This window comes from Burkholderia sp. MR1-5-21, from assembly GCF_053427715.1.
Genome location: NZ_JBSAXD010000005.1, coordinates 180,191 through 201,398, shown reverse-complemented (window position 1 = coordinate 201,398; position 21,208 = coordinate 180,191). Strand labels below are relative to the sequence as shown.

The following is a 21,208-nucleotide window of genomic DNA, read 5'->3' as shown; positions in this document are numbered from 1 at the left end:
CAACCTCCATAACGAGGGACTCCTTCGGAGCGAGCGTCGGCAGCGCGCAGCGACGGAGGTGAGATGTCGGTGCGAGCATGGGCTGATCATTCGAAACGTCCGTCGCCCGCGCGCGATCACATGTTCGGGTAATTCGGCCCGCCGCCTTCCGGCGTGACCCACACGATGTTCTGCGTCGGGTCCTTGATGTCGCAGGTCTTGCAGTGCACGCAGTTCTGCGCGTTGATCTGCAAGCGATCTTCGTTGCCATCGTTCTTGACGAACTCGTAGACGCCGGCCGGACAGAAGCGCGCTTCCGGGCCCGCGTACGTGCGCAGGTTCACGTTCACCGGCACGCTCGCATCCTTCAGCGTCAGGTGCGCCGGCTGGTGCTCTTCGTGGTTCGTGTTCGAGATGAACACCGACGATAGCCGGTCGAACGTCAGCTTGCCATCCGGCTTCGGATACTCGATCGGCTGGCATTGCGACGCGGGCTTCAGCATCTCGTGGTCCGCATGCTTGTGATGCAGCGTCCACGGCACGTTGCCGCCCATCAGCTTCTGTTCGATGCCGACCATCAGCGTGCCGAGGTACAGGCCCTTCGCCATCCATTGCTTGAAGTTGCGCGCGCGGTGCAGCTCGTTGTACAGCCACGATTGCTTGAACGCATCCGGATACGCGTTGAGTTCGTCGCTTTGACGCCCGGCCTGCACCGCGTCGAATGCCGCTTCCGCCGCCAGCATCCCGGTCTTGATCGCCGCGTGGCTGCCCTTGATCCGCGACGCGTTCAGGAAGCCCGCGTCGTCACCGATCAGCGCGCCGCCCGGGAACACCGTCTTCGGCAGCGACATCAGCCCGCCCGCGGTGATCGCGCGCGCGCCGTACGACACGCGCTTGCCCCCTTCGAGGAACGCGCGGATCGACGGATGCGTCTTGTAGCGCTGGAATTCCTCGAACGGCGACAGGTACGGGTTCGTGTAGCCGAGGCCGACCACGAAGCCGACGACGACCTGGTTGTTGTCCATGTGGTACAGGAACGAGCCGCCGTAGGTATCGGGCTTCAGCGGCCAGCCGGCCGTGTGGATCACGAGGCCCGGCTTGTGCTTCGCGGGGTCGATTTCCCACAGCTCCTTGATGCCGATCCCGTACGCCTGCGGATCGGCGTTCGCGTCCAGCTTGTACTTCGCGATCAGCTGGCGGCCGAGGTGGCCGCGGCAGCCTTCCGCGAACAGCGTGTACTTCGCGTGCAGCTCCATGCCGAGCTGGAAGTTCTCGGTCGGCTCGCCGTCCTTGCCGACGCCCATGTTGCCGGTCGCGACGCCCTTCACCGAGCCGTCGTCGTTGTACAGGATCTCCGCGGCCGGAAAGCCCGGGAAGATCTCGACGCCCAGCGCTTCCGCCTGTGCCCCAAGCCAGCGCGTGACGTTGCCGAGCGAAATCACGTAGTTGCCGTGATTCTTGAAGTTGTCCGGCAGCGCCCAGTTCGGCGTCTGCTTCGCGCTGTTCTCGGACAGGAACAGGAAGCGGTCTTCCGTGACCTCGACGGTCAGCGGCGCGCCTTGCTCCTTCCAGTCGGGGAACAGTTCGGTGATCGCACGCGGATCCATCACCGCGCCGGACAGGATGTGCGCGCCGATCTCGGAACCCTTCTCGAGCATGCACACGCCGATCTCGGCGCCTTTCCCGGCGGCGAGCTGCTTGAGCCGGATCGCCGCCGACAGCCCGGCGGGGCCGCCGCCGACGATCACGACGTCGTATTCCATCGATTCGCGCGGGCCGTAGCGTTCGATCAGCGAGGCGTGGGACATGAGCGGGTACCGGGGGTAAGCGAGGGATAAGCGCTAGGAGACAAGCGCTAACGTACGGCCGGCTCGATCGCGATCGAAATCAGCCGCGATTCGGGGGCGGTGGACTTCAGGTCGAGATCCTTGCCGTGTCCATCGAGCCACATGCCATGCATGGGCAGCAGCGCTTGCGTGCCGAGCAGCGCGCTGCCGACGCGCCACTGGCCCGCCGCGCAGATCAGCAGATGCGTCGACGCCGGCGTGACGCGGCACGAATGCGTCGCCACGACGACGGTCGCCCGGCAGGCCGTGCGGCGCGTCATCACGTTGAGCACGTGCGTCGGCCGCGCGATGCCGCTCGTCCATATCTGCAGGTCGCCGGGGAACTGCGCAGGTTCGGTCGGGCGCGCGATCAGGTGTCCGTCCTGCGCGTGCAGTTCGACGCTCGTGTCGTCGACCGGCACGAGCAGGCGGTCGATTCCCGGAAACCGCGAGAAGCGGGCCGACCCGTCAAGCGTCGCGAGACTGGTCCGCCAGTCGATATCGCCATCGGCGCCGGTGCGACTCGCGATCGTCCGCGTGACGCCGCTGCCGTTCGCCCAGGATTCCGGCGCGATCCGGGCGCAGTCGATGAACTGCACGCACGGATAGCGCGACGCCGGTTGGCTGCCCGCTGCGCGCTCGATGGCGGCCGGCGTTCCGCGCCCGTCGCCGCCTGCGATATGCAGAGGTGTCATGCGTGGCCTCCTGCGCCGATGTGACGCTCGAGCGCAGCCATTACGTCGAACAGGTCGCCTACGAAGCCGACGTCCGCGAGCGAGAAGATCGGCGCGTCCGGGTCCTTGTTGACGGCGACGATGAGCTTGGAATCCTTCATCCCCGCGAGGTGCTGCACCGCGCCTGAAATCCCGAACGCGAGATAGACGTCGGGCGCGACGGTCTTGCCGGTCTGCCCGACCTGGATCGCGTTCGGCGCGTAGCCCGCGTCGACGGCCGCGCGCGATGCGCCGAGCGCAGCGCCGAGCCGTGCCGCGAGCGCGCCGAGCCGCGCCATGTTCTCGCCCGATGCGAGACCGCGCCCGCCCGACACGACGATCGGCGCATTCGCGAGATCGATGCCGCTCGACTGCGCGCCGTGCCGTTCCAGCAGCGTCGTCGCGGCGAACGCGGGTTGCGCGGCGAGCGGCACGATCGCGGCCGGTTCCGTGCGGACGCCGGCGGGCGCGAACGACGACGCGCGCACGGTCATGAAGGTCGTGTCGCGCGCGCTGGTCACGGTCGCGACGACGCTGCCCGCATACAGGCCGCGCACGAAGTCGCCGTCGTCGGCGATGCCGGTCACGTCGGCGACGAACGCCGCGCCGGCCAGCGCGGCGGCGCGCGGCAGCGCGTTGCGGCCGAGCGTGCGATGCGCGGCCGCGATCAACGCGTAGCGCGGCGCCAGCCCGGCCAACTGCGCGGCCAGACCCTCGGGCGTGATCACGGCTGCCGCATCTTGCGTGTCCGGGCGGATCACCGCGTCCACGCCGTCGATCAGCGCCGCCTCGGACGCCGCCGCGGGATCGAGCACCAGCACGTCGACCGGCTGGCGTCGTGCGCACGCGGCGCTGACCACGCGCCGGACCGCATCGGCGAGCGTGCCGTCGGCGGTCGTTTCTGCGACAACGAGCGTTCTCATGCGGAGGCTCCAGAGTGGGCGAATACGTTCTGCGCGGACAGCGCCGCGACGAGCGCATCGATGTCCGCGACGCGCTCGCCGGCGCGGCGCGCGGCCGGTTCGGCGAGCCGGACCACGCGCGACGCGGGCGCCAGATCGATCCCGAAGCGGCTGGCCTCGACGACCGCGATCGGCTTCTGTTTCGCCTTCACGATATTCGGCAGCGTCACGCGTCGCGGCTCGGCGAGGCGCAGGTCGGCGCTGACGACGGCCCGCCCGTCCAGCCGCCACGTCGCGGTGCCGCTGTCGTCGCCGCAGGTAACGCGCCAGCCGTCGCCGTCGGGCGCGAGTGCGGTCGCATCGAGCCCCTGCGGCCAGCCGAGCAGGCCGGCCAGCATCGGCGCGACGCCGCCGGTGTCGTCGTCGATCGCCTGCTTGCCGCACAGCACAAGGTCGTACGGCGACGTGCCGAGATACGCGTGCAGCAGGCGCGCGACGCCGAGCGAGTCGAGCGACGCGGTCGCGTCGCCGGTGTCGATCAGGATCGCGTCGTCCGCCCCCATCGCAAGGCCCGTGCGCAGCACGTCCTGACAGACCGGCAGGCCGCAGGTGAGCACGCTCACCAGCGCGGCGTGGCCGGCTTCGCGCAGGCGCAGCGCCATTTCGAGCGCGCATTCGTCGAACGGGTTGATGGACATCTTGAGGCCGGCCGTCTCGATCGCGCCGGCCGAGCCGACGCGCACGCGCACGTTCGGGTCGACGACGCGCTTCACGGGCACCAGGATCTTGATGGGCATGGCAATGTCTCGTCGAAGCGATTGGGATCAGGACACGGCGCCGTGGCCGTACTTGCCGGTGAGCAGCGCGCCGGTCGCGAAGCGTTCGAGCGCATAGGGCGCGAGCGACACGTCGGTCGGCAGGCCGAGCGCATGCTGCGCGAGCAGCTTGCCGATGCCGGGCGACAGCTTGAACCCGTGGCCGGAGAAGCCGAAGCCGACGACGAGCCCGTCGATGCCGGGGACGCCGCCGAGCACCGGGTTCCAGTCGGGGGTGACGTCGTAGACGCCCGTCCACGACGACGCGAGCCCGGCCGTCTCGTACGCCGGAAAACGTTCGGCGACCTGCGCGCCGACTTCGGCGACATAGTCGAGCGAGATGTCGCCCTGTTCGGTTTCCGGCGCGTTCAGTGTCTCGCCGACGACGCCCTCCGACACGAGCATCTGGCTGCCGCCGTAGCTGCGGTAATACAGCATGCCGGGCGAGCCGAGATCCTTGAACGCCGGCATCTGGAACGCGTATTTCGCGTCGCATTCGAGCGCGAGCACGGTGTGCCGTTCGGGCTTGACGGGCAGCGGCACGCCGATCCAGGCCGCGAGCTCGGGCGTCCAGATGTTCTGCGTGCTGATCAGCGTGCCGCACGTGAAGCGGCCTGCGCTCGTGTCGACGCCGGCGATACGGTGGCCGTCGCGCACGACGCCCGTGACGGTCGTGCCTTCGAGGATCTTCACGCCGCGGCGGCGTGCCGATTTCGCGAAGCCCGTCGCGACGAGGTACGCGTCGGCGAAGCCGGCTTCCGGCTCGAAGCCGATCAGCGCGGCATCGTCGAACTGCGCGATCGGCAGGCACGCGCGCGCCTCGTTGCGGTCGAGCAGCCGGACCTCGATGTCCATCGCCCGCTGCGCGTCGAGCGACGCGCGCAGCGGCTCGAGCTTGTTGCCTTCCGGCGCGCAGATCATGTAGCCGCACTTGACGAGCCCGCACGATGCTTCGTCGTCGCCGACGTATTCGGCGAAATTGTTGAACGCCCACCAAGACGCGCGCGCCAGCTCGACGTTCTGGCGGACCGAATAGTGCGTGCGCAGCAGACCGGACGATTGCGACGTCGTGCCGGCGCCGATCATGCCGCGCTCGAGCACGAGCACGGTGCCGGCGCCGAGCGCGGCAAGGTGATGCGCGACCGACGCGCCGATCACGCCGGCGCCGATCACGATGAAGTCGTAGTGGCTCATGGATTCCCTCTGGGTAGGCGGTGAGCCAATTCTAGAAAGCCGCGGCGTCGCCGAATTTTGTATTAGGCAAACTTATGACGCGCGCCCGTAAATGCTCATTCAGCGTGCGCGCCGTCCGATCCGGCGCACCATTCGTCCCGTGTTGCCGGATCGGCCACATCCGACGGGCAACCTTGGAGAAGCGATGAGACGCACCCCACCGCCAATCGATCTGCGCGCGCTGCAGGCGTTCGTCGCCGTGTGCGAATCCGGCTCGATGACTGCCGCCGCCAAGCGCATCGGCGTAAGCCAGAGCGCGATCAGCCAGTCGATCGCCACGCTCGAGCGCGAGCACGGCACGGCGTTGTTCGACCGCGACAGCCGCCCGCCGCGGCCGAATACCGCCGGGCGCGCGCTGCTCGAACTCGCCGGCCCGCTGCTCGAGCATGCGCAGATGGTCAGCACGCGCGTCGGCGATGCGTCCGACGCGGGCCGCGTGCCGGTGCGGCTGGGCTGCGTCGATTCGTTCGCGGCGACGGTCGGGCCGGAACTGATCCGCGCGGTATCGGGCGCGTCGCGGCAGATTTCGATGTGGTCCGGACTCACGCCCGGACTCTCCAGACAATTGCACGACCGGGAACTGGATGTCGCGGTGTGTACGCAGACGGCGCTCACCGACGCACGCATCGTCGAGGTGCCGCTGTTCTCGGAGGCATTCGTCGCCGTCGTCGCGCGCAGCCATCTGGCCGGCCGCGCGACGGTCGACTGGCGCACGCTTGCGGCCGAGCTGCCGTTGATCCGCTACACGGCGCGTTCGGTGATCGGCCAGCAGGTGGAGCGCTTCGCGCGTCACCTCGGCATCGACAGTCCGAGACGCTTCGAATTCGATGCGACGGACCCGCTGCTGAGTCTCGTGGCCGCGCGGCTCGGCTTCGCGATCTCGACGCCGCTGTGTTTGTGGCAGGCACGCCATTACCTCGGCGAGATCGCCGTGATCCCGCTGCCGTCCGCGCGGCTCGGGCGGCGCGATTTCTTCCTGTTGCACCGGCAGGGCGAGTGGGAAGACTTCGTCGGCGAGATCGTCGCGCTGACGCGAACCGTGGTCGACCGCTCGATCCGGCCCGCGCTCGCGCGCAGCCTGCCGCAACTGCCCGACGACGCGTTGCTTTGATTCAAATGGAGCCCTGAGTGAGCGACCTCTATACGCTGCGATGCGGCGACGCGCCGCTGATGATCTCGATTCCGCATCTCGGCACGGAGATTCCCGAGTCGCTGCGCGACATGTACACCGACGACGCACTGACGCTCGCCGATACCGACTGGTATCTCGATCACCTGTACGCATTCGCGTCGGCACTCGGCGCAACCATGCTCGGCGCGCGTGTGTCGCGCTACGTGATCGACCTCAACCGTCCACCGAACGACGAGAGCCTGTATCCGGGGCAGACGACGACCGGCCTGTGTCCGGGCGAAACCTTTCGTGGCGATCCGCTATACCGGGCGGGGCGCGTGCCCGACGCGCAAGAGAAGGCGCGTCGCGTGGCCGCGTACTGGCAGCCGTATCACGCGACGCTCGAAGCCGAACTGGCGCGTTTGCGCGCGCGCCATCGGCACGTGCTGCTATGGGAGGCGCATTCGATTGCGAGCGTGCTGCCGCGGCTGTTCGACGGCAAACTGCCCGACCTGAACATCGGCACCCAGGACGGCCGGACCGCCGCACCCGCCGTGCAGGCCGCGGTTGTGTGCGCGGCCGCTGCGAGCCCGTTCACGTCGGTTGCCAACGGCCGCTTCAAGGGTGGCTACATCACGCGCCGGTTCGGCGAGCCGGCGCGCGGCGTGCATGCGGTCCAGCTCGAGATGTGCCAGTCGACGTACATGAGCGAGGCCTACCCGTTCGACTACGACGCGGCGCGCGCGGCCGCCGTGCAGCCGACGCTGCGCCGGATGATCGACGGCGCGCTGGACGCGCTCGCGTCGTTGCCGGCAGCAGCATAAGTACTACTGATACATCTTCGTAACCGCGGTTCCCGTTTCAGTGCGACGCTGCACCGCATTCGGCACGGAACCGCACCTTCGACAGGCAGGCACCCTCGCATGACACCGCTGATCAACCGGTCCGATTCCGCCAGGAGTGTTTATCCATGGGAATCTTTGATTCCTGGAGATAAACATGGCACGGAGCTTGCATCATCTGTCATGACAGTGCGCTCATTCTTCGGCGGTCTGTCCGTAGACGAAGATCGACAGGAACTGGATCGGAGTCTTGATCAGGCGTTCGGGGCCGTGCGGGATATCGGCGCGAAACGTCAGCGTGTCGCCCGGATGCAGCACGTAGGTTTGCTGGCCGTGCCGGTACTCGATCACGCCCTTGAGCATGTGGATGAACTCGGTGCCGGGATGCTCGAACACCGGAAAGCGCTCGGCTTCGTCCTCCATTGTGATCAGGAACGGTTCGAAGAGTTTGCGCGGCCCCTGGTCGTAGGCGAGCAGATGGTAGGTGTGACCGCTTTTCGTCCCCTTGCGGACGACCTCCATGCCGGCGCCTTTCTTCACGAGCTGGGCGCCGCCTTGCGGCACGTCGAAGTTGCGGAACAGCGTCGAGATGGATACGCCGAGCGCCTGCGCGATCCGGTGGAGCACGTCGAGACCGGTTGAAGTCTGCGCGTTCTCGATCTTCGAGAGCATGCCGCGGCTGATGCCGGCCTGTTGCGCGACTTGCGCGATGGTCAGGCCGTGGCGCTGGCGAAGCTCGCGGATCGTCGCGCCGAGGTAGCGTTCGAGCGGTGTCTTGCTGTCGTCTGCGGGGTGCATCGTCGACCTCGTAAAAGGGCAAGGGTAGCAGATTGCAGTACGCACGCCGGCATGGCGGGACGCGTCGGCGCGCGGGCAAGGAGTTTCATGGCAGGAATTATTGTTGCACGTCAATAAATTCGGCCATGCATTGCGGATACGGTCGCAGCCCGCCCCGAGCGGTGCCCGCCCATGTCCCGCAGCCGGGTCGCTCGCGCGTCGAGCGGATTCCTCAAACCAGCGAACGATGCAGTTGCAAGGAGTGACGATGAACCTGAACGATGCGAGCAAGTTGCCCGTCAACGCGCTCGGAAGCGTGCCGCGCTTCGCGTCCGCGGCGGAGGCGCAGGCGTATCTCACGCAACAGGGCGTGAAGTACGTGCTCGCGCAATTCGTCGACATCCACGGTGTGGCCAAGGCGAAGTCGGTGCCGGTCGCTCACCTGGAGAGCGTGTTGACGGCGGGCGCAGGCTTTGCCGGCTTTGCGATCTGGGGTGTCGGCATCGAGCCGAACGGGCCCGACTACATGGCGGTCGGCGAACTCGCGACGCTGACGCCGGTGCCCTGGCAACCGGGGCTCGCGCGGATCGTCTGCGACGGCCACGTGGGCGGTGCGCCGTGGGCCTTCGATTCGCGCGTGACGCTGAAGAAGCAGGTCGCGCGCATGACGGCGCGCGGCTGGACGCTGTTCACCGGCCTCGAGCCGGAGTTCTCGCTGCTCAAGCGGTCGGTGTCCGGCACGCTCGAGCCGTGCGACCCGAGCGACACGCTCGCGAAGCCGTGCTACGACTACAAGGGCCTGTCGCGCACGCGGGTGTTCCTGGAAAAGCTCACCGAATCGCTGCGCGCGGTCGGCATCGACGTCTACCAGATCGACCACGAGGATGCGAACGGACAGTTCGAGATCAACTACACGTACACCGACTGCCTGACGTCGTGCGATCACTACGTGTTCTTCAAGATGGCCGCGTCGGAGATCGCGAACGAACTCGGGATGATCTGCTCGTTCATGCCGAAGCCGTTCGCGAACCGCCCGGGCAACGGCATGCACATGCACATGTCGATCGGCGACGGCAAGCGCAACCTGTTCGCCGACGACGCCGATCCGCTCGGCATGGGCCTGTCGGCGCTCGGCTACCGCTTCACGGCCGGCCTGCTCGCGCATGCGCCTGCGCTCGCCGCGCTCTGCAATCCGACCATCAATTCGTACAAGCGCCTCGTCGTCGGCCGTTCGCTGACCGGCGCGACATGGGCGCCCGCGTACATCAGCTACGGCGACAACAACCGTTCGACGATGGTGCGGATGCCGGGTGGCCGGATCGAACTGCGCCTGCCCGACGGCGCCTGCAACCCGTACCTCGCGACCGCGGCCGTCATCGCGGCGGGCCTCGACGGCATCGACCGCGAGCTGTCGCCCGGTGCGCCTGCGAACGAGAACCTCTACGACTGGCCGGCGCAGAAGCTGCGTGAGCACGGCATCGGCGTGCTGCCGCAGAACCTCGGCGACGCGCTCGACGCGCTCGAGGCCGACCGCGTGATCTGCGAAGCGCTCGGCCCTGTCGCCGACGAATTCCTCAAGCTGAAGCGGATGGAATGGCTCGAATACATGCGGCACGTATCGGATTGGGAAGTCAGGCAGTACCTCGAATTCTTCTAAGGAGAGAGCAACATGTGCGGAATCGTAGGGTTGCTGGTGAAGACGCCGGCATTGCGCGAGCGGCTTGGCGAACTGATGGTGCCGATGCTGATCGGCATGACGGAGCGCGGCCCGGATTCGGCCGGGCTCGCCGTGTTCGGCAAGTCGGTCGATGCAAGCCAGCGCAAGCTGAGCCTGTATTCCGGCTTCACCGATGAAGGCGAGCACTTCCCGTGGGAGGCGCTGGCCGACCGGCTCAACGCGTCGATGGACGTGACGGCGCGCATTGGCGCGAAGCGCAATCATGCGGTCCTGACCGTGCAGAGCCAGGCCGAGACGGTCCGGCGCTGGCTGCACGAACACTATCCGCAGGTGTACGTGCTGTCGGCGGGGCGCTCGATCGACCTGTACAAGGACATCGGCGCGCCGGCCGAAGTGGCCGATCGCTATGCGTTCTCGGGCCTGCAGGGCTCGCATCTCGTCGGCCATACGCGGATGGCGACCGAATCCGCGGTCACGCCGGACCGCGCACACCCGTTCACGGCCGGCGAGGATTTCTGCCTCGTCCACAACGGGTCGCTGTCGAATCCGTACGGCGTGCGCCGCAAGCTGGAACCGAAGGGCATTCACTTCGACACGGACAACGACACCGAGGCCGCGTGCCGCTTCCTCGAATGGCGCCTGCGCGAAGGCGACGCGCTGCCGGTCGCGCTGCAGAAGGGCTTCGAGGAACTCGACGGCTTCTACACGTTCCTGATGGGCACGCCGACCGAGCTGGCGTTGATCCGCGACCCGTTCGCATGCAAGCCCGCCGTCGTCGCGGAGAACGACGACTACGTCGCGATCGCGTCCGAGTTCCGCTCGCTCGCGCATCTGCCCGACATCAAGAACGCAAAGGTATTCGAACCCGCACCCGAGGAGATGTACGTATGGAACGCGTGACTTTCGACCTTGAGCGCACGACCGTCAGGGACGTCAACCAGTACCTGCACGGCAGCGCCGACACGCTCGACGGCCGGCAAGTCGTCGTGACGTCGCCGAACGGCGCGCACAACATCGCGGTGGGCGTCGACGCCGACGTGACCGTCACGATCGACGGACACGCCGGCTACTACGCCGGCGGCATGAACAAGCACGCGACGATCGTCATCGAGGGCAGCGCCGGAACGGGCGTCGCGGAAAACATGATGAGCGGCAAGGTGCACGTGAAGGGCTTCGCGTCGAACGGCGCGGGCGCGTCCGCGCACGGCGGGTTGCTCGTGATCGATGGCGATGCGGGGCTGCGCTGCGGGATTTCGCTGAAGGGCGGCGACATCGTGGTCGGCGGTTCGGTCGGCAGCTTTTCCGCGTTCATGGCCCAGGCCGGCCGCATGGTGATCTGCGGCGACGCGGGCGATGCGCTCGGCGATTCGCTGTACGAGGCGGTGCTCTACGTGAAGGGCGACGTGAAGTCGCTCGGCGCGGATGCGCAGTTCGAGCCGATGACCGGCGCCGACGTGAGCGCCGTCGCGGCGCTGCTCGACGCGGCCGGGCTGGATCACGATCCGCACGCGTTCAAGCGCATCGCGTCGGCCCGCACGCTCTATCACTGGAACGCGGACGCGAACCAGGAATACTGAATCCACGCTCCATCGAGAACACGCCATGGAAAAGACCATTCACTTCGCACGCTTGCAGCACGAAGAGTCGCACGGCTACGACCGCAAGACGATCGACTATATCCACGCGGCCGCGCAGCGCGGCCTCTACGAGATCCGTGGCCTCGGCGCGAAGCGCCAGGTACCGCACTTCGACGACCTGCTGTTCCTCGGCGCGTCGCTGTCGCGCTATCCGCTCGAGGGCTATCGCGAGAAATGCACGACGCAGACCGTGCTCGGCACGCGCTTCGCGAAGAAGCCCGTCGTGCTCGACATTCCGATCACCGTGGCCGGGATGAGCTTCGGTGCGCTGTCCGCGAACGTCAAGGAAGCGCTCGGGCGCGCGGCAACGGCGGCCGGCACGTCGACGACGACCGGCGACGGCGGGATGACGCAGGAGGAACGCCTTTCGTCGAAGACGCTCGTCTACCAGTGCCTGCCGTCGCGTTACGGATTCAATCCCGACGACGTGCGCCGTGCCGACGCGATCGAAGTCGTGATCGGGCAGGGCGCGAAGCCGGGCGGCGGCGGCATGCTGCTCGGGCAGAAGGTCAACCCGCGCGTGGCCGCGATGCGCACGCTGCCGCCGGGCGTCGACCAGCGCTCGGCGAGCCGCCATCCTGACTGGACGGGCCCGGACGATCTCGCGATCAAGATCCAGGAGCTGCGTGAGATCACCGACTGGCAAACCCCGATCTACGTGAAGGTCGGCGCGACACGCACGTTCAACGACGTGAAGCTCGCGGTACATGCGGGCGCGGATGTCGTCGTGGTCGACGGGATGCAGGGCGGAACCGCCGCGACGCAGACCTGCTTCATCGAGAACGTCGGCATTCCGACGCTTGCCGCGGTCCGCCAGGCCGTCGACGCGCTCGAGGACCTGAACGTGAAGGGCACGGTGCAGCTGATCGTGTCCGGCGGGATCCGCACCGGCGCCGACGTCGCGAAGGCGCTCGCGCTCGGCGCCGACGCTGTCGCCATCGGGCAGGGGGTGCTGATGGCGCTCGGGTGCAACAGCGACCGGTATTTCCAGAACGGCATGCTGCACTCGGCCGAAGCGGATTACGCGGCATTGAACACGTCGCCGGGCTTCTGCCACCACTGCCACACCGGCAAGTGCCCGGTTGGCGTGACGACGCAGGACGCGGTGCTCGAACGACGGCTGGAGCCGGAGGAAGGCGCGCGCCGCGTGCGGAACTACCTGAAGACGCTGAACATGGAGCTCGCGACGATCGCGCGCGCATGCGGCAAGCAGAACGTGCATCACCTCGAGCCGGAGGACCTCGTGGCGCTGACCGTGGAGGCGGCCGCGATGGCGCGCGTGCCGCTCGCGGGCACGTCCTGGATTCCGGGCCACTGATCCGGGTGCGTGCCTTTTCCTGATTTTCCCGATTGACGCAGCGGAGTTCACGATCCTTTGCGATGAACAGGGCAGTTCGATGTGTGTCCGGATTGCCCGATGAAGTGTCCGTCTCTTTCCGATCAAGTTCATTTTATTGTGGAGTGCGATATGAATAGCTCAATGCAAGGGATATCGAAGCCCGCTCAGGATGCGGGTCTGCGCCACGGAAGCCTCGGATTTTCAGAGGTGATCGGCCAGTCGGTGGCAAACCTGTCGCCGACCTTCACGCCGTCGATCAACGTCGTCGCGATTGCGGCGCTGGCCGGCACCGGCACCTGGCTCATCTACGGCCTTTCGACGATCGGGCTGTTGCTGGTGAGCCTCAACATCATCGTGCTGGCGAGCCGGGTCGCGACTGCGGGATCGTTCTTCATCTTCATCGCTCGCGCGCTGGGGCCGATGGCCGGAGGCATTGCCGGCTGGGGGCTGATCGCCGCGTATACGGGCACCGCGATGGGCGTCGGCGCCGCGGGCGTCGTGTTCGTGCAGAATGCGTGCGCGGCATGGGGCGTCAAGGTGCCGAGCCTGGCCGTCTATGTCGTGCTGGTGGCGCTCGCGTGGTTCTTCGCCGCCCGTGACATCAAACTGTCGTCACGCCTTTCGCTCTATATCGAGGCGGCGTCGGTTGCCATTGTCATGGGCGTGCTGCTCTACGTTTTCTGGCTGCATCCGGAGCACATCGTCGATCATGCGCAGATCACGCTGCAAGGCACGAGTTCGAAGGGGCTGGCCGAGGCGATGGTGCTCGGGATCTTCTCGTTCGTCGGTTATGAAAGTGCTGCGTCGCTCGGCAAGGAATCCAGGGATCCGTTGCGCGTGATTCCGCGCGCGGTGATTCTGAGCCTCGTGCTGTCCGGACTTTTCTTCATGTTCGTCGCCTACGCGATGGTCGTTGCCTACAACGGCGACGTGAACAAGCTCGGCAACGACTCGGCGGTATTGATGACGTTGCTGACGAACGTCGGCGCGTCGCCGCTCGGGCCGGTCTTTTACCTGATCGCGTCGTTCAGTGCGTTTGCCTGCGTGCTCGCATCGCTGAACTCGGCAAGCCGCCTGCTGTTCTCGATGGGGCGCTACCAGTTCGTGCATCGTTCGATGGGGATGGTGCATCGCACGCATCAGACGCCGCACTACGCGGTCGCGTTCTCGGCCGTCATCACGTTGGGCGTGTGTCTCGCGATGCTGGGCACCGGCCCGCTCAACACCTTCGGCTATACGAGTACCTTCGCCACGTTCGGTTTTCTGGTCGCCTATTTCCTGATCTCGATTTCGGCGCCGATCTACCTGAAAAAGCAGGGTGAGCTCAAGCCGATCAACGTCGTCTGGGGCGTGCTCGGCGCGATCGCGATGATCGGCGCGTTCATCGGCAGCGTCTACCCGGTTCCGGACTATCCGTACAACGTGCTGCCGTATCTGTTCGTGGCCTACATGCTGGTCGGGATCATCTGGTTGATGATGCTGAAAAAGCGTTCGCCGCAGGTGCTCGACAGAATCGAGCACGACCTCGAAACAAGCGAATCGGAAATCTTCGGCAAGAAGTGACAACGCGTGCTTTCTCGATGAGTTCTGACCTCGACAGGCCGGCCGTCGCTCGCCGGGCGCGCGCGCCCGACGCAGCGAACGGCCGAGCGACCAGCGGGCCCGATCACCCGGACACCGTATTCGAACTGACGGTGGAGCCGGAACGCGGCGAATGCGCGGCGCTCCACGTCGGCTGTGTGTCGAAACCGGCTCGCGCGAGCGGAGCGAGCCGGACGAACGAGGATTACGTGGGTGTCATGTCAGGGGACCTCTCCGAGCGCGTTGCGCGCGGAATCGTGGTCGCACTGGCCGACGGGATGAGCGGCGGCAAAGGCGGACGGGTAGCGGCGGAGCTTTCGGTGCGGACGTTCATCGACGCCTACTACGGGATAACGGACACGCTGCAGCCCGAAGTGGCCGCCTCCCGTGCGCTGGAATCGATACATGGCTGGCTTCATCAGATCGGCCGCTCCGATCCGGGTTTGAGTCAGATGGCGGCCTCGTTTGCCGCGCTGATCGTGCGGCGCGCAAACGCCTGGCTGGTGGCTGCGGGGGACGTTCGCCTCTACCTGTTCCGTGACGGGCAACTGACGCAGGTGGGCAACGACGACCTGGTGCCGGTCGCATTCGGCTCGTACGTCACACACGCGATCGGCCTGCAGCCAGCCCTCGTGACGCGCGTCGAAACATTCGAACTTCGTGAGAAGGACCGTCTGCTGTTGTGTTCGGATGGTCTCTATCGCCGCATTCCGATGCGGGAAATGCAGGCCGTCCTGTCTCAGACGAAGGGTTCGCTGGCGGCGGCGCAAAAGCTCGTCGCGCTCGCCGATGCGCGCCATTCACCGGACGATGCGACGGCTGCCGTGATCGACGTGGACACCTTGCCCGCTGTCGATCTGGGTTACCTCGAACGTGTGGTCGGCGCGTTGCCCATTCCCGCCGTGCCGCAGGCAGGCGACGTGATCGACGGCTACGTGCTCACGCGCGTGCTGAGCGACGGTTTTCACTCGCGCATCTTTGCCGGCCACGATCTTGCGAATCCGTCGACGCCACTCGCGCTGAAGTTTCCGAGGCCGCGCGTCGACCAGGACGAGAACGTCCGCCAGTCGATCGTGCGCGAGCGCTGGCTGGCCGGAAAGATCGACGAAGAGGGCGTGCTTGCGCCGATACCGATCGATCCCGGGCGCCAGACCCGGCTCTATGTGGTGATGCCGCTTGGCGACGGCGTCACGCTGGAAAAAATGCTGACTTCGCCGCGGCCGCTCGCGCTCGCGCAATCGTTCGAGATTGCGCGGCGACTCGGCGACTCGATCCATGCGTTGAACCGTCGCAATATCTATCATCGGGACATCAAGCCTGAGAACGTGCTGGTCATGCGCGACAACGGCACGCGACTCCTGGATCTCGGTTTTGCCTATATGCCCGGCATCGGGGTGCCGGTTCCGGACGTTTCGCCCGGCACGCCTGCCTATATGGCGCCGGAGCTGATGCGGGGCGCGCAGGGCGACGCCCGCTCCGAAGTCTTCGCGTACGGCGTGACGCTCTATCGCCTGTTCAGCGGCGGAAAGTTTCCGTACGGATTCAATGGGCGAGTGCCGGTCTATCAGCATCGGCCCGACGCGCCGGTGTGGCTGGATCTGATCCTGGAGAAAGCGCTGCAGTCTGATCCGGCGCGCCGTTATCAGGACGTACTCGAAGTCTGCTCGGATCTCGAGCGATTCGCCGCGGACGCGACTGCCGGGCAACCGTTGCGGCCTGCGCCCCTGATCGAACGCGAGCCGGTGTTGTTTTGGCAAATGGTGTCGGTTTTGCTGCTCGTCGTGTTGTTCGCGGTGCTGTTGAGAATCCGGTAGGTGGTTGGCCGTATGCGCGATTTTGCAGGCGCGGCGGTGCTCGCTTACGTTTCGCTATCTGGACGCCCTGTTCCTCGGCACACGCTCGGCTCAACCACAACCGCTCGGAAAGTCACTCGGCGCCGATGGTCGTCACGGGTTTCCACTTGGCGCCCTTTACCTGATAGAGCGTCGACGTCGGGTGTTTCAGGTCACCGTACGAATCGAATTCGATCTTCCCCGTGATGCCGTCGTACTGCATGGTTCGCAACGCAGGCGTGAATACCCCGGGTTTGGCGGAATTCGCCTGTTTCATCGCGTTGATGGCCACCCACGCACAGTCATAGGCGAATGGCGCGAAAGTCAACGTATCCGCGCCAAATCTCCTTTTGAATTTTTCCGCGAACGCCTTGCCTTGGGGAAGGGACTCGACCGGCCGTCCATACTCCCACGCCATTGCGCCCTCGGCGGCACTGCCCGCGACGCTGAGGAAGATGCTGTCGGCAATGCCCCCGCTTCCTACGAACTGCGTCCGCATGCCGAGTTGTTTCATGCGCTTGGTCAGGAGCGCCGCCTGGTTATCAAGTCCGGCGAAGTACACGAGGTCCGCGTTCGCCGCCTTGATATTCGTGAGCTGCGCGTTGAATTCGACGGCCTTGTCGTTGGTGTATTCGGACGCGACGATATGGCCACCGGCCGCGACGACAGCCTTCTTGAATTCATCCACGGCCCCCTGGCCAAATGCCGTGCGGTCGTCCATCACCGCAATGCGCTGCGCCTTGGTGACCGTTACCGCGTACTTTCCTGCATTTCCGGAGTTCTGCGCATCGGTGGCGATAATACGGAAGACGTTCTTCAGCCCTTGCCTGGTTATGGCCGGGTTCGTCGCGGCGGGGTCGATCAACGGAATGCCGGCCTTGGCGAATATCGGCGACGAGGGCAACGCGACGCCGGAGTTGTAGTAGCCCACCACGGCCGCCACGTCGTCGTCGACGAGTTTCTGGGCGACCTGCACGCCAATGCGCGGGTCGCCCTGATCATCGACAGCGTCCAGTTCGAAGCGCACCTCCTGCCCGCCCAGCTTCATGTGCTGGGCGTTGGCTTCTTCGACGGCGAGGCGAACACCATTCTCGATGTCCTTTCCGTTGGCGGCTCCGGCGCCGGTCAGCGGGGCTGACACGCCGATCTTCACGACCTGCTGCGCAAGCGATTGGCTGCTTGCAAGCAACGTGGCAACGGCGGTCAGGCCGGCGGCAATACATTTTCTAGAAGTACTGAGCATCAGTTCACTCCCGGATGGGACAAGAATCGGCGCGAGAGAGCAATCACGCGCTGACAAAGCGATTGCACTGGTTATGGTTGGGCATCCTGCAGCCAGGCAGCGTGCCCCGAATGCGCGATGTTCTTGCTCAAGGCAATGACAGGCATATCGGGATTGCAGCGTAGCAAGCCAAATTGACCGTTCAATCTACATTTTCTGCGTGCTTTCCCATACCTTTGGTAATGCAAGGCGCTTGTGTCGTGTTCGCCGAAAGGAATCATCGAAAACGGGATGCTCGCGACGCAAGTCGTGGCGCGGATTGGCGGCCACAATGAGCGCGATAGCCCGGCGTCCCAACGCCTCCGCCTACTGATCGATGAAGCTGGCTTCATAGGGAATTCCCTATGAATAACACGGGTTGGAATCGATATCCGATCCAAGGACGGACATCAGGCCACAGCGGACGGATTGACCTCGAGCGTCACGTGCGAAATGCCTTTGAAGCGGGGAATCTCAAGTCGCGAAAAAACGGCTATTACCAAAGGTGCGGGCTATACCCAAGAAAATGTTTCCGGGGCCTTGGGATTTGACTTGGTACGCTTTGAATCGTGAGCATGTCGGGTGCGGCGCGAAGAGAGTTGACTCAAGCGATCGGTGTCGGACTCAGTGCTCTCATCGACAAAGGAGAGCGGACCGTGACCTTTAAGAGAACGCTTCAGACGGTGGAGACGCACGCTGGCGAGCCTATGCGGGTGATTACGGGGGGTGTTCCCCACATTCCGGGCAATACCGTATACGAGCAAATGAAATGGCTCGAGAAGAATGACGATCAAATCCGGTTGCTGATGCTGCGGGAGCCTCGCGGGTATCCGCCGGTTTGCTGCAACCTGGTTGTGCCTGCGAAGCATCCGGATGCAGCCGCTGGATACATCATCATGGAGCAGACTGAATATCCGGTGATGAGCGGCGGTAACACGATCTCGGTCGCTACGGTTCTGCTGGAAACAGGGATGATTCAGATGCACGAGCCGGTCACGGAATTCTTTCTGGAGGCGCCCGCTGGCTTGATCGGTATCAAGGCGGACTGCAAGGATGGCAAGGTTACTCAAGTGACCTTCAAGAACGTACCGGCCTTTGCCGCCTATCTGGACACCGTGATCGATGTTCCGCACCTTGGAAAAGTCACCGTGGACGTGGGTTGGGGAGGGATGTTCTATGTCATAGCGGACGTCAGGCAGTTTGAAGGTCTGGAACTGATCCCGGAGCATGGGCGTGCGATCACCCGCATTTCCGCACTGATTCTGAAGGCCGCACAAGATCAGCTTCCAGTCGAGCATCCCGACTATCCTGGAATCGGGATCACTGTCTCCCAACTGTCCGGACCGACTGACAGTCCGAATGCGGATTGGCGCAATACTGTCACCGTTCAAAACGCACCGATCGACTTTGAGAACCCCGCGACCTGGACGGGTGCCCTTGATCGTTGCGCATGCGGAACCGGTACGTGCGCGAAGATGGCTACCTTGTACGCAAAAGGGAAGTTGAAACTCAACGAACCCTTCCGTCACGAAGGTATGCTCGGCGTTGTCTACACGGGCAATCTCGTCGCGGAAGTGCAGATTGGAAAGTACACAGGTGTCGTACCGACGATCTCGGGACGGTCATGGATCTATGGTTTCAATACATACGTGCTCGATCCCACCGACCCGTTCGTAAACGGCTTTACCGTTGGGGACATCTGGTAATGAACCCTGTAGCCAAGCGAAGATGGCCGCGGTCCGGCCTCGAGACCACCGTGATGGGCTTTGGTGCGGCCCCGATCGGCAACTTCTTCAGCGCGATCAGCGACGACGATGCCGCGACACTGATCAAGGCCGCATGGGATGCCGGCGTTCGCTATTTCGATACTGCGCCGAGTTATGGTCACGGGTTGAGCGAGGCGCGCTGCGGCCAGGGTCTTCGCTGGTATCCGCGCGACCAGTTCGTCCTTTCGACCAAGGTGGGACGATTGCTCACGCCCCGCAAGCGCGGCGAGATCGACTTTGCGCCGTGGGTGGACGGTCTGCCCTTCGAGTCGCATTTCGACTACAGCTATGACGGGACGATGCGCTCGATCGAGGACAGTCTGCAGCGCATGGGGCTGGAACATATTGATGTTGCGCTGATTCACGAAGTCGACGTGTATACCCACGGCAAGCGTCAACCCGAAATTTTCGAAGCCGCGATGTCAGGAGCAGCGAAGGCGCTGCTGCGCCTGCGCGATGAAGGTGTCGTCGCGGCAATTGGTGTAGGCGTAAATGAATGCGCGGTGGCCCAGGAAGCGATCGAGCGCCACGACTTCGACTGCCTGTTGCTGGCGGGGCGCTACACACTGCTCGAACAGGATGCGCTCGACGGCTTCTTGCCGATGTGTGAGCAACGTCAGGTGTCCGTGATCATCGGCGGCGGCTACAACAGCGGCATTCTCGCGACCGGTGCGGTACCTGGAGCAAGGTACAACTATGCACCGGCGACTGAATCGATTCTGGAACGCGTGCGCAGGATCGAGCAGGTATGCCGTGAATTCAATGTGCCGCTCAAGTCGGCTGCATTGCAGTTCGTGGTGGGACATCCTGCCATTCCAACGATCATTCCGGGAGTCCGTAGCGTCGCGCAACTCGATGAAAACCTGCGGACCTTCGAGGCCGATATCCCGTCCGAATTCTGGGCAGAGCTTCGGCGGCGGGATCTGATCCGGCCGGATGCGCCGACGCCGTAACGGTCGCGCAAACAGGCAGGCAACCGATCGTGAAGGCTGGTGGCAAATACGATCGCGTCGACATGACCGGCGGCCATTCGCGGCGCAACAGCGGGCGCGCGTGGCGCCTTCCGGTCGACGATGGTTGATGGTGCGGTTCTCCGGTTTCCGCACGCTGGCGCGGTTCGACCGCACCAGCTTCGTGTCATTGGCGAGACGAAGAGAAGACCATGCACACCGGGCCTCCGACCGCGATCGAAAATCCGGTGGGCGTCAGCCGGCCGCTTGCAGGTTCGATCGCAAACGCGACGATACTGTCGCTATCTTCATTGAGCACGTACATGTAGCGGCCGTCAGGTGTGCTCGTCATGTAGCGCGGCGTCCGGCCCTGCGTCGGTTCCGCATCGATAAACTTCAGCCGGCCCGTTGCCTGGTCGATGCCAAAGATGGCGATGCTGTCGTAACCGCGGTTTGACGCGTAGGCGTAGCGCCCGCTTCCGTCAATCTCGATTTCGGACGCGCGACTGTTACCTGTATACGTGTCAGGGAGCGTGGACAGGATCTGAAACGGCGTGAGCGCTCCGGTCTCCCGGTCATACCTGTACGCGGTGACGGTTGAATCCAGTTCGTTCACGCAGTAGGCGAAGTCGGCGCGTGGGTGGAAGGCGAGATGCCGCGGTCCGGACGTTTCGCGCGAAACAACGAACGCCGGATCCGTCGGCGTGAGCTGGCCGTCCCGAAACCTGAAAACAAGGATGCGATCGAGGCCCTTGTCCGGCACGACGACAAACTGGCCTGTGGGATCGAACGGGTTGAAATGCGGCTTTGCCTGCTTCTGTTCAATCCGATGCGGACCTGTCGGCCCTTCGATCTGCACGAGTTGCGAGACGGGCCGCGCGAACAGCCCGCATCTCGGCCGGTACGCGACTTCTAGACCGCGCCTTCGGGTCTGTACTGCGGAAATGGGCTGACCGGTCAGAGCAA

General features: G+C 65.0%; 17 protein-coding genes and 1 pseudogene. 10 read left to right on the top strand and 8 right to left on the bottom strand.

Annotation, left to right across the window (positions count from 1 at the left end):
* Positions 1–116: 116 nt before the first annotated feature.
* From ACV229_RS09405 to ACV229_RS09385, 5 genes are read right to left on the bottom strand one after another with little or no spacing between them, the layout of a single operon-like run.
* Positions 117–1,787 carry an electron transfer flavoprotein-ubiquinone oxidoreductase gene (locus ACV229_RS09405; RefSeq protein WP_448082844.1) on the bottom strand — a complete coding sequence of 557 codons (1,671 nt, stop codon included), beginning with the start codon at positions 1,785–1,787 and terminating at the stop codon, positions 117–119.
* Positions 1,788–1,834: 47 nt separating this feature from the next.
* The gene (locus ACV229_RS09400; RefSeq protein WP_448082843.1) at positions 1,835–2,500 is read right to left on the bottom strand and encodes a HutD/Ves family protein; all 666 of its coding nucleotides are present in this window, start codon (positions 2,498–2,500) and stop codon (positions 1,835–1,837) included.
* On the bottom strand, positions 2,497–3,441 hold the full coding sequence (locus ACV229_RS09395; RefSeq protein WP_448082842.1) for an electron transfer flavoprotein subunit alpha/FixB family protein: 945 nt from the start codon (positions 3,439–3,441) through the stop codon (positions 2,497–2,499). Before ACV229_RS09395 ends, ACV229_RS09400 begins: the two co-directional genes overlap by 4 nt.
* Positions 3,438–4,211: an electron transfer flavoprotein subunit beta/FixA family protein gene (locus ACV229_RS09390; RefSeq protein WP_448083006.1), complete on the bottom strand. Its 774-nt coding sequence runs from the start codon at positions 4,209–4,211 to the stop codon at positions 3,438–3,440. Before ACV229_RS09390 ends, ACV229_RS09395 begins: the two co-directional genes overlap by 4 nt.
* Before the next feature lie 33 nt (positions 4,212–4,244).
* Entirely contained in the window at positions 4,245–5,429 is a 1,185-nt protein-coding gene (locus ACV229_RS09385; protein ID WP_448082841.1) for an NAD(P)/FAD-dependent oxidoreductase, read from the bottom strand.
* Between the two features lie 184 nt (positions 5,430–5,613).
* Between ACV229_RS09385 and ACV229_RS09380 the strand changes: the two genes are divergently transcribed.
* Entirely contained in the window at positions 5,614–6,579 is a 966-nt protein-coding gene (locus ACV229_RS09380; protein ID WP_448082840.1) for a LysR family transcriptional regulator, read from the top strand.
* Positions 6,580–6,596: 17 nt separating this feature from the next.
* The gene (hutG, locus tag ACV229_RS09375; RefSeq protein ID WP_448082839.1) at positions 6,597–7,403 is read left to right on the top strand and encodes an N-formylglutamate deformylase; all 807 of its coding nucleotides are present in this window, start codon (positions 6,597–6,599) and stop codon (positions 7,401–7,403) included.
* A 213-nt stretch (positions 7,404–7,616) separates the two neighbouring features.
* Here the strand turns inward: hutG and ACV229_RS09370 are convergent, their stop codons facing one another.
* Positions 7,617–8,219 carry a helix-turn-helix domain-containing protein gene (locus tag ACV229_RS09370; protein WP_448082838.1) on the bottom strand — a complete coding sequence of 201 codons (603 nt, stop codon included), beginning with the start codon at positions 8,217–8,219 and terminating at the stop codon, positions 7,617–7,619.
* A gap of 247 nt (positions 8,220–8,466) precedes the next feature.
* Here ACV229_RS09370 and glnT point away from each other — a divergent pair, with 247 nt between their 5' ends.
* The 6 genes from glnT to ACV229_RS09340 all read left to right on the top strand — a co-directional run bounded on the left by glnT (position 8,467) and on the right by ACV229_RS09340 (position 16,247).
* Complete coding sequence (gene glnT / locus ACV229_RS09365; RefSeq protein ID WP_448082837.1) at positions 8,467–9,855, top strand: type III glutamate--ammonia ligase; 1,389 nt, start codon at positions 8,467–8,469, stop codon at positions 9,853–9,855.
* Positions 9,856–9,867: 12 nt separating this feature from the next.
* The gene (locus ACV229_RS09360; RefSeq protein ID WP_448082836.1) at positions 9,868–10,776 is read left to right on the top strand and encodes an amidophosphoribosyltransferase; all 909 of its coding nucleotides are present in this window, start codon (positions 9,868–9,870) and stop codon (positions 10,774–10,776) included.
* Positions 10,764–11,453 (top strand): GltB/FmdC/FwdC-like GXGXG domain-containing protein, encoded by a 690-nt coding sequence (locus ACV229_RS09355; protein ID WP_448082835.1) that lies wholly within the window; start codon positions 10,764–10,766, stop codon positions 11,451–11,453. The genes ACV229_RS09360 and ACV229_RS09355 overlap by 13 nt, the downstream gene beginning before the upstream one ends.
* Positions 11,454–11,478: 25 nt before the next feature.
* Positions 11,479–12,831, top strand: coding sequence for an FMN-binding glutamate synthase family protein (locus tag ACV229_RS09350; RefSeq protein WP_448082834.1), 1,353 nt, complete (start codon positions 11,479–11,481; stop codon positions 12,829–12,831).
* Positions 12,832–12,981: 150 nt separating this feature from the next.
* Positions 12,982–14,415, top strand: a complete 1,434-nt coding sequence (locus ACV229_RS09345; protein WP_448082833.1) for an APC family permease — start codon at positions 12,982–12,984, stop codon at positions 14,413–14,415.
* A gap of 17 nt (positions 14,416–14,432) precedes the next feature.
* Entirely contained in the window at positions 14,433–16,247 is a 1,815-nt protein-coding gene (locus ACV229_RS09340; RefSeq protein ID WP_448082832.1) for a protein kinase domain-containing protein, read from the top strand.
* 112 nt (positions 16,248–16,359) lie between these two features.
* Here ACV229_RS09340 and ACV229_RS09335 read toward each other — a convergent pair whose 3' ends face one another.
* Positions 16,360–17,508, bottom strand: a complete 1,149-nt coding sequence (locus ACV229_RS09335) for a branched-chain amino acid ABC transporter substrate-binding protein (protein WP_448082831.1) — start codon at positions 17,506–17,508, stop codon at positions 16,360–16,362.
* A 674-nt stretch (positions 17,509–18,182) separates the two neighbouring features.
* Between ACV229_RS09335 and ACV229_RS09330 the strand changes: the two genes are divergently transcribed.
* Both ACV229_RS09330 and ACV229_RS09325 read left to right on the top strand, forming a co-directional pair.
* On the top strand, positions 18,183–19,232 hold the full coding sequence (locus tag ACV229_RS09330) for a proline racemase family protein (protein WP_448082830.1): 1,050 nt from the start codon (positions 18,183–18,185) through the stop codon (positions 19,230–19,232).
* Positions 19,233–19,285: 53 nt separating this feature from the next.
* A complete protein-coding gene (locus tag ACV229_RS09325) occupies positions 19,286–20,245 on the top strand; it encodes an aldo/keto reductase (protein ID WP_448083005.1) in 960 nt (319 codons plus the stop codon).
* A gap of 184 nt (positions 20,246–20,429) precedes the next feature.
* Here the strand turns inward: ACV229_RS09325 and ACV229_RS09320 are convergent.
* Positions 20,430–21,113: pseudogene (locus ACV229_RS09320) on the bottom strand (lactonase family protein); the annotation flags it as partial.
* Positions 21,114–21,208 lie beyond the last annotated feature (95 nt).

Coding starts and splice junctions, on each gene's coding strand:
- ACV229_RS09340 (WP_448082832.1), top strand. CDS start 14,433: ATGAGTTCTGACCTCGACAGGCCGGCCGTCGCTCGCCGGGCGCGCGCG.
- ACV229_RS09335 (WP_448082831.1), bottom strand. CDS start 17,508: ATGCTCAGTACTTCTAGAAAATGTATTGCCGCCGGCCTGACCGCCGTT.
- ACV229_RS09345 (WP_448082833.1), top strand. CDS start 12,982: ATGAATAGCTCAATGCAAGGGATATCGAAGCCCGCTCAGGATGCGGGT.
- ACV229_RS09405 (WP_448082844.1), bottom strand. CDS start 1,787: ATGTCCCACGCCTCGCTGATCGAACGCTACGGCCCGCGCGAATCGATG.
- ACV229_RS09325 (WP_448083005.1), top strand. CDS start 19,286: ATGGGCTTTGGTGCGGCCCCGATCGGCAACTTCTTCAGCGCGATCAGC.
- ACV229_RS09355 (WP_448082835.1), top strand. CDS start 10,764: ATGGAACGCGTGACTTTCGACCTTGAGCGCACGACCGTCAGGGACGTC.
- ACV229_RS09380 (WP_448082840.1), top strand. CDS start 5,614: ATGAGACGCACCCCACCGCCAATCGATCTGCGCGCGCTGCAGGCGTTC.
- ACV229_RS09350 (WP_448082834.1), top strand. CDS start 11,479: ATGGAAAAGACCATTCACTTCGCACGCTTGCAGCACGAAGAGTCGCAC.
- glnT (WP_448082837.1), top strand. CDS start 8,467: ATGAACCTGAACGATGCGAGCAAGTTGCCCGTCAACGCGCTCGGAAGC.
- ACV229_RS09395 (WP_448082842.1), bottom strand. CDS start 3,441: ATGAGAACGCTCGTTGTCGCAGAAACGACCGCCGACGGCACGCTCGCC.
- ACV229_RS09400 (WP_448082843.1), bottom strand. CDS start 2,500: ATGACACCTCTGCATATCGCAGGCGGCGACGGGCGCGGAACGCCGGCC.
- ACV229_RS09385 (WP_448082841.1), bottom strand. CDS start 5,429: ATGAGCCACTACGACTTCATCGTGATCGGCGCCGGCGTGATCGGCGCG.
- ACV229_RS09370 (WP_448082838.1), bottom strand. CDS start 8,219: ATGCACCCCGCAGACGACAGCAAGACACCGCTCGAACGCTACCTCGGC.
- ACV229_RS09360 (WP_448082836.1), top strand. CDS start 9,868: ATGTGCGGAATCGTAGGGTTGCTGGTGAAGACGCCGGCATTGCGCGAG.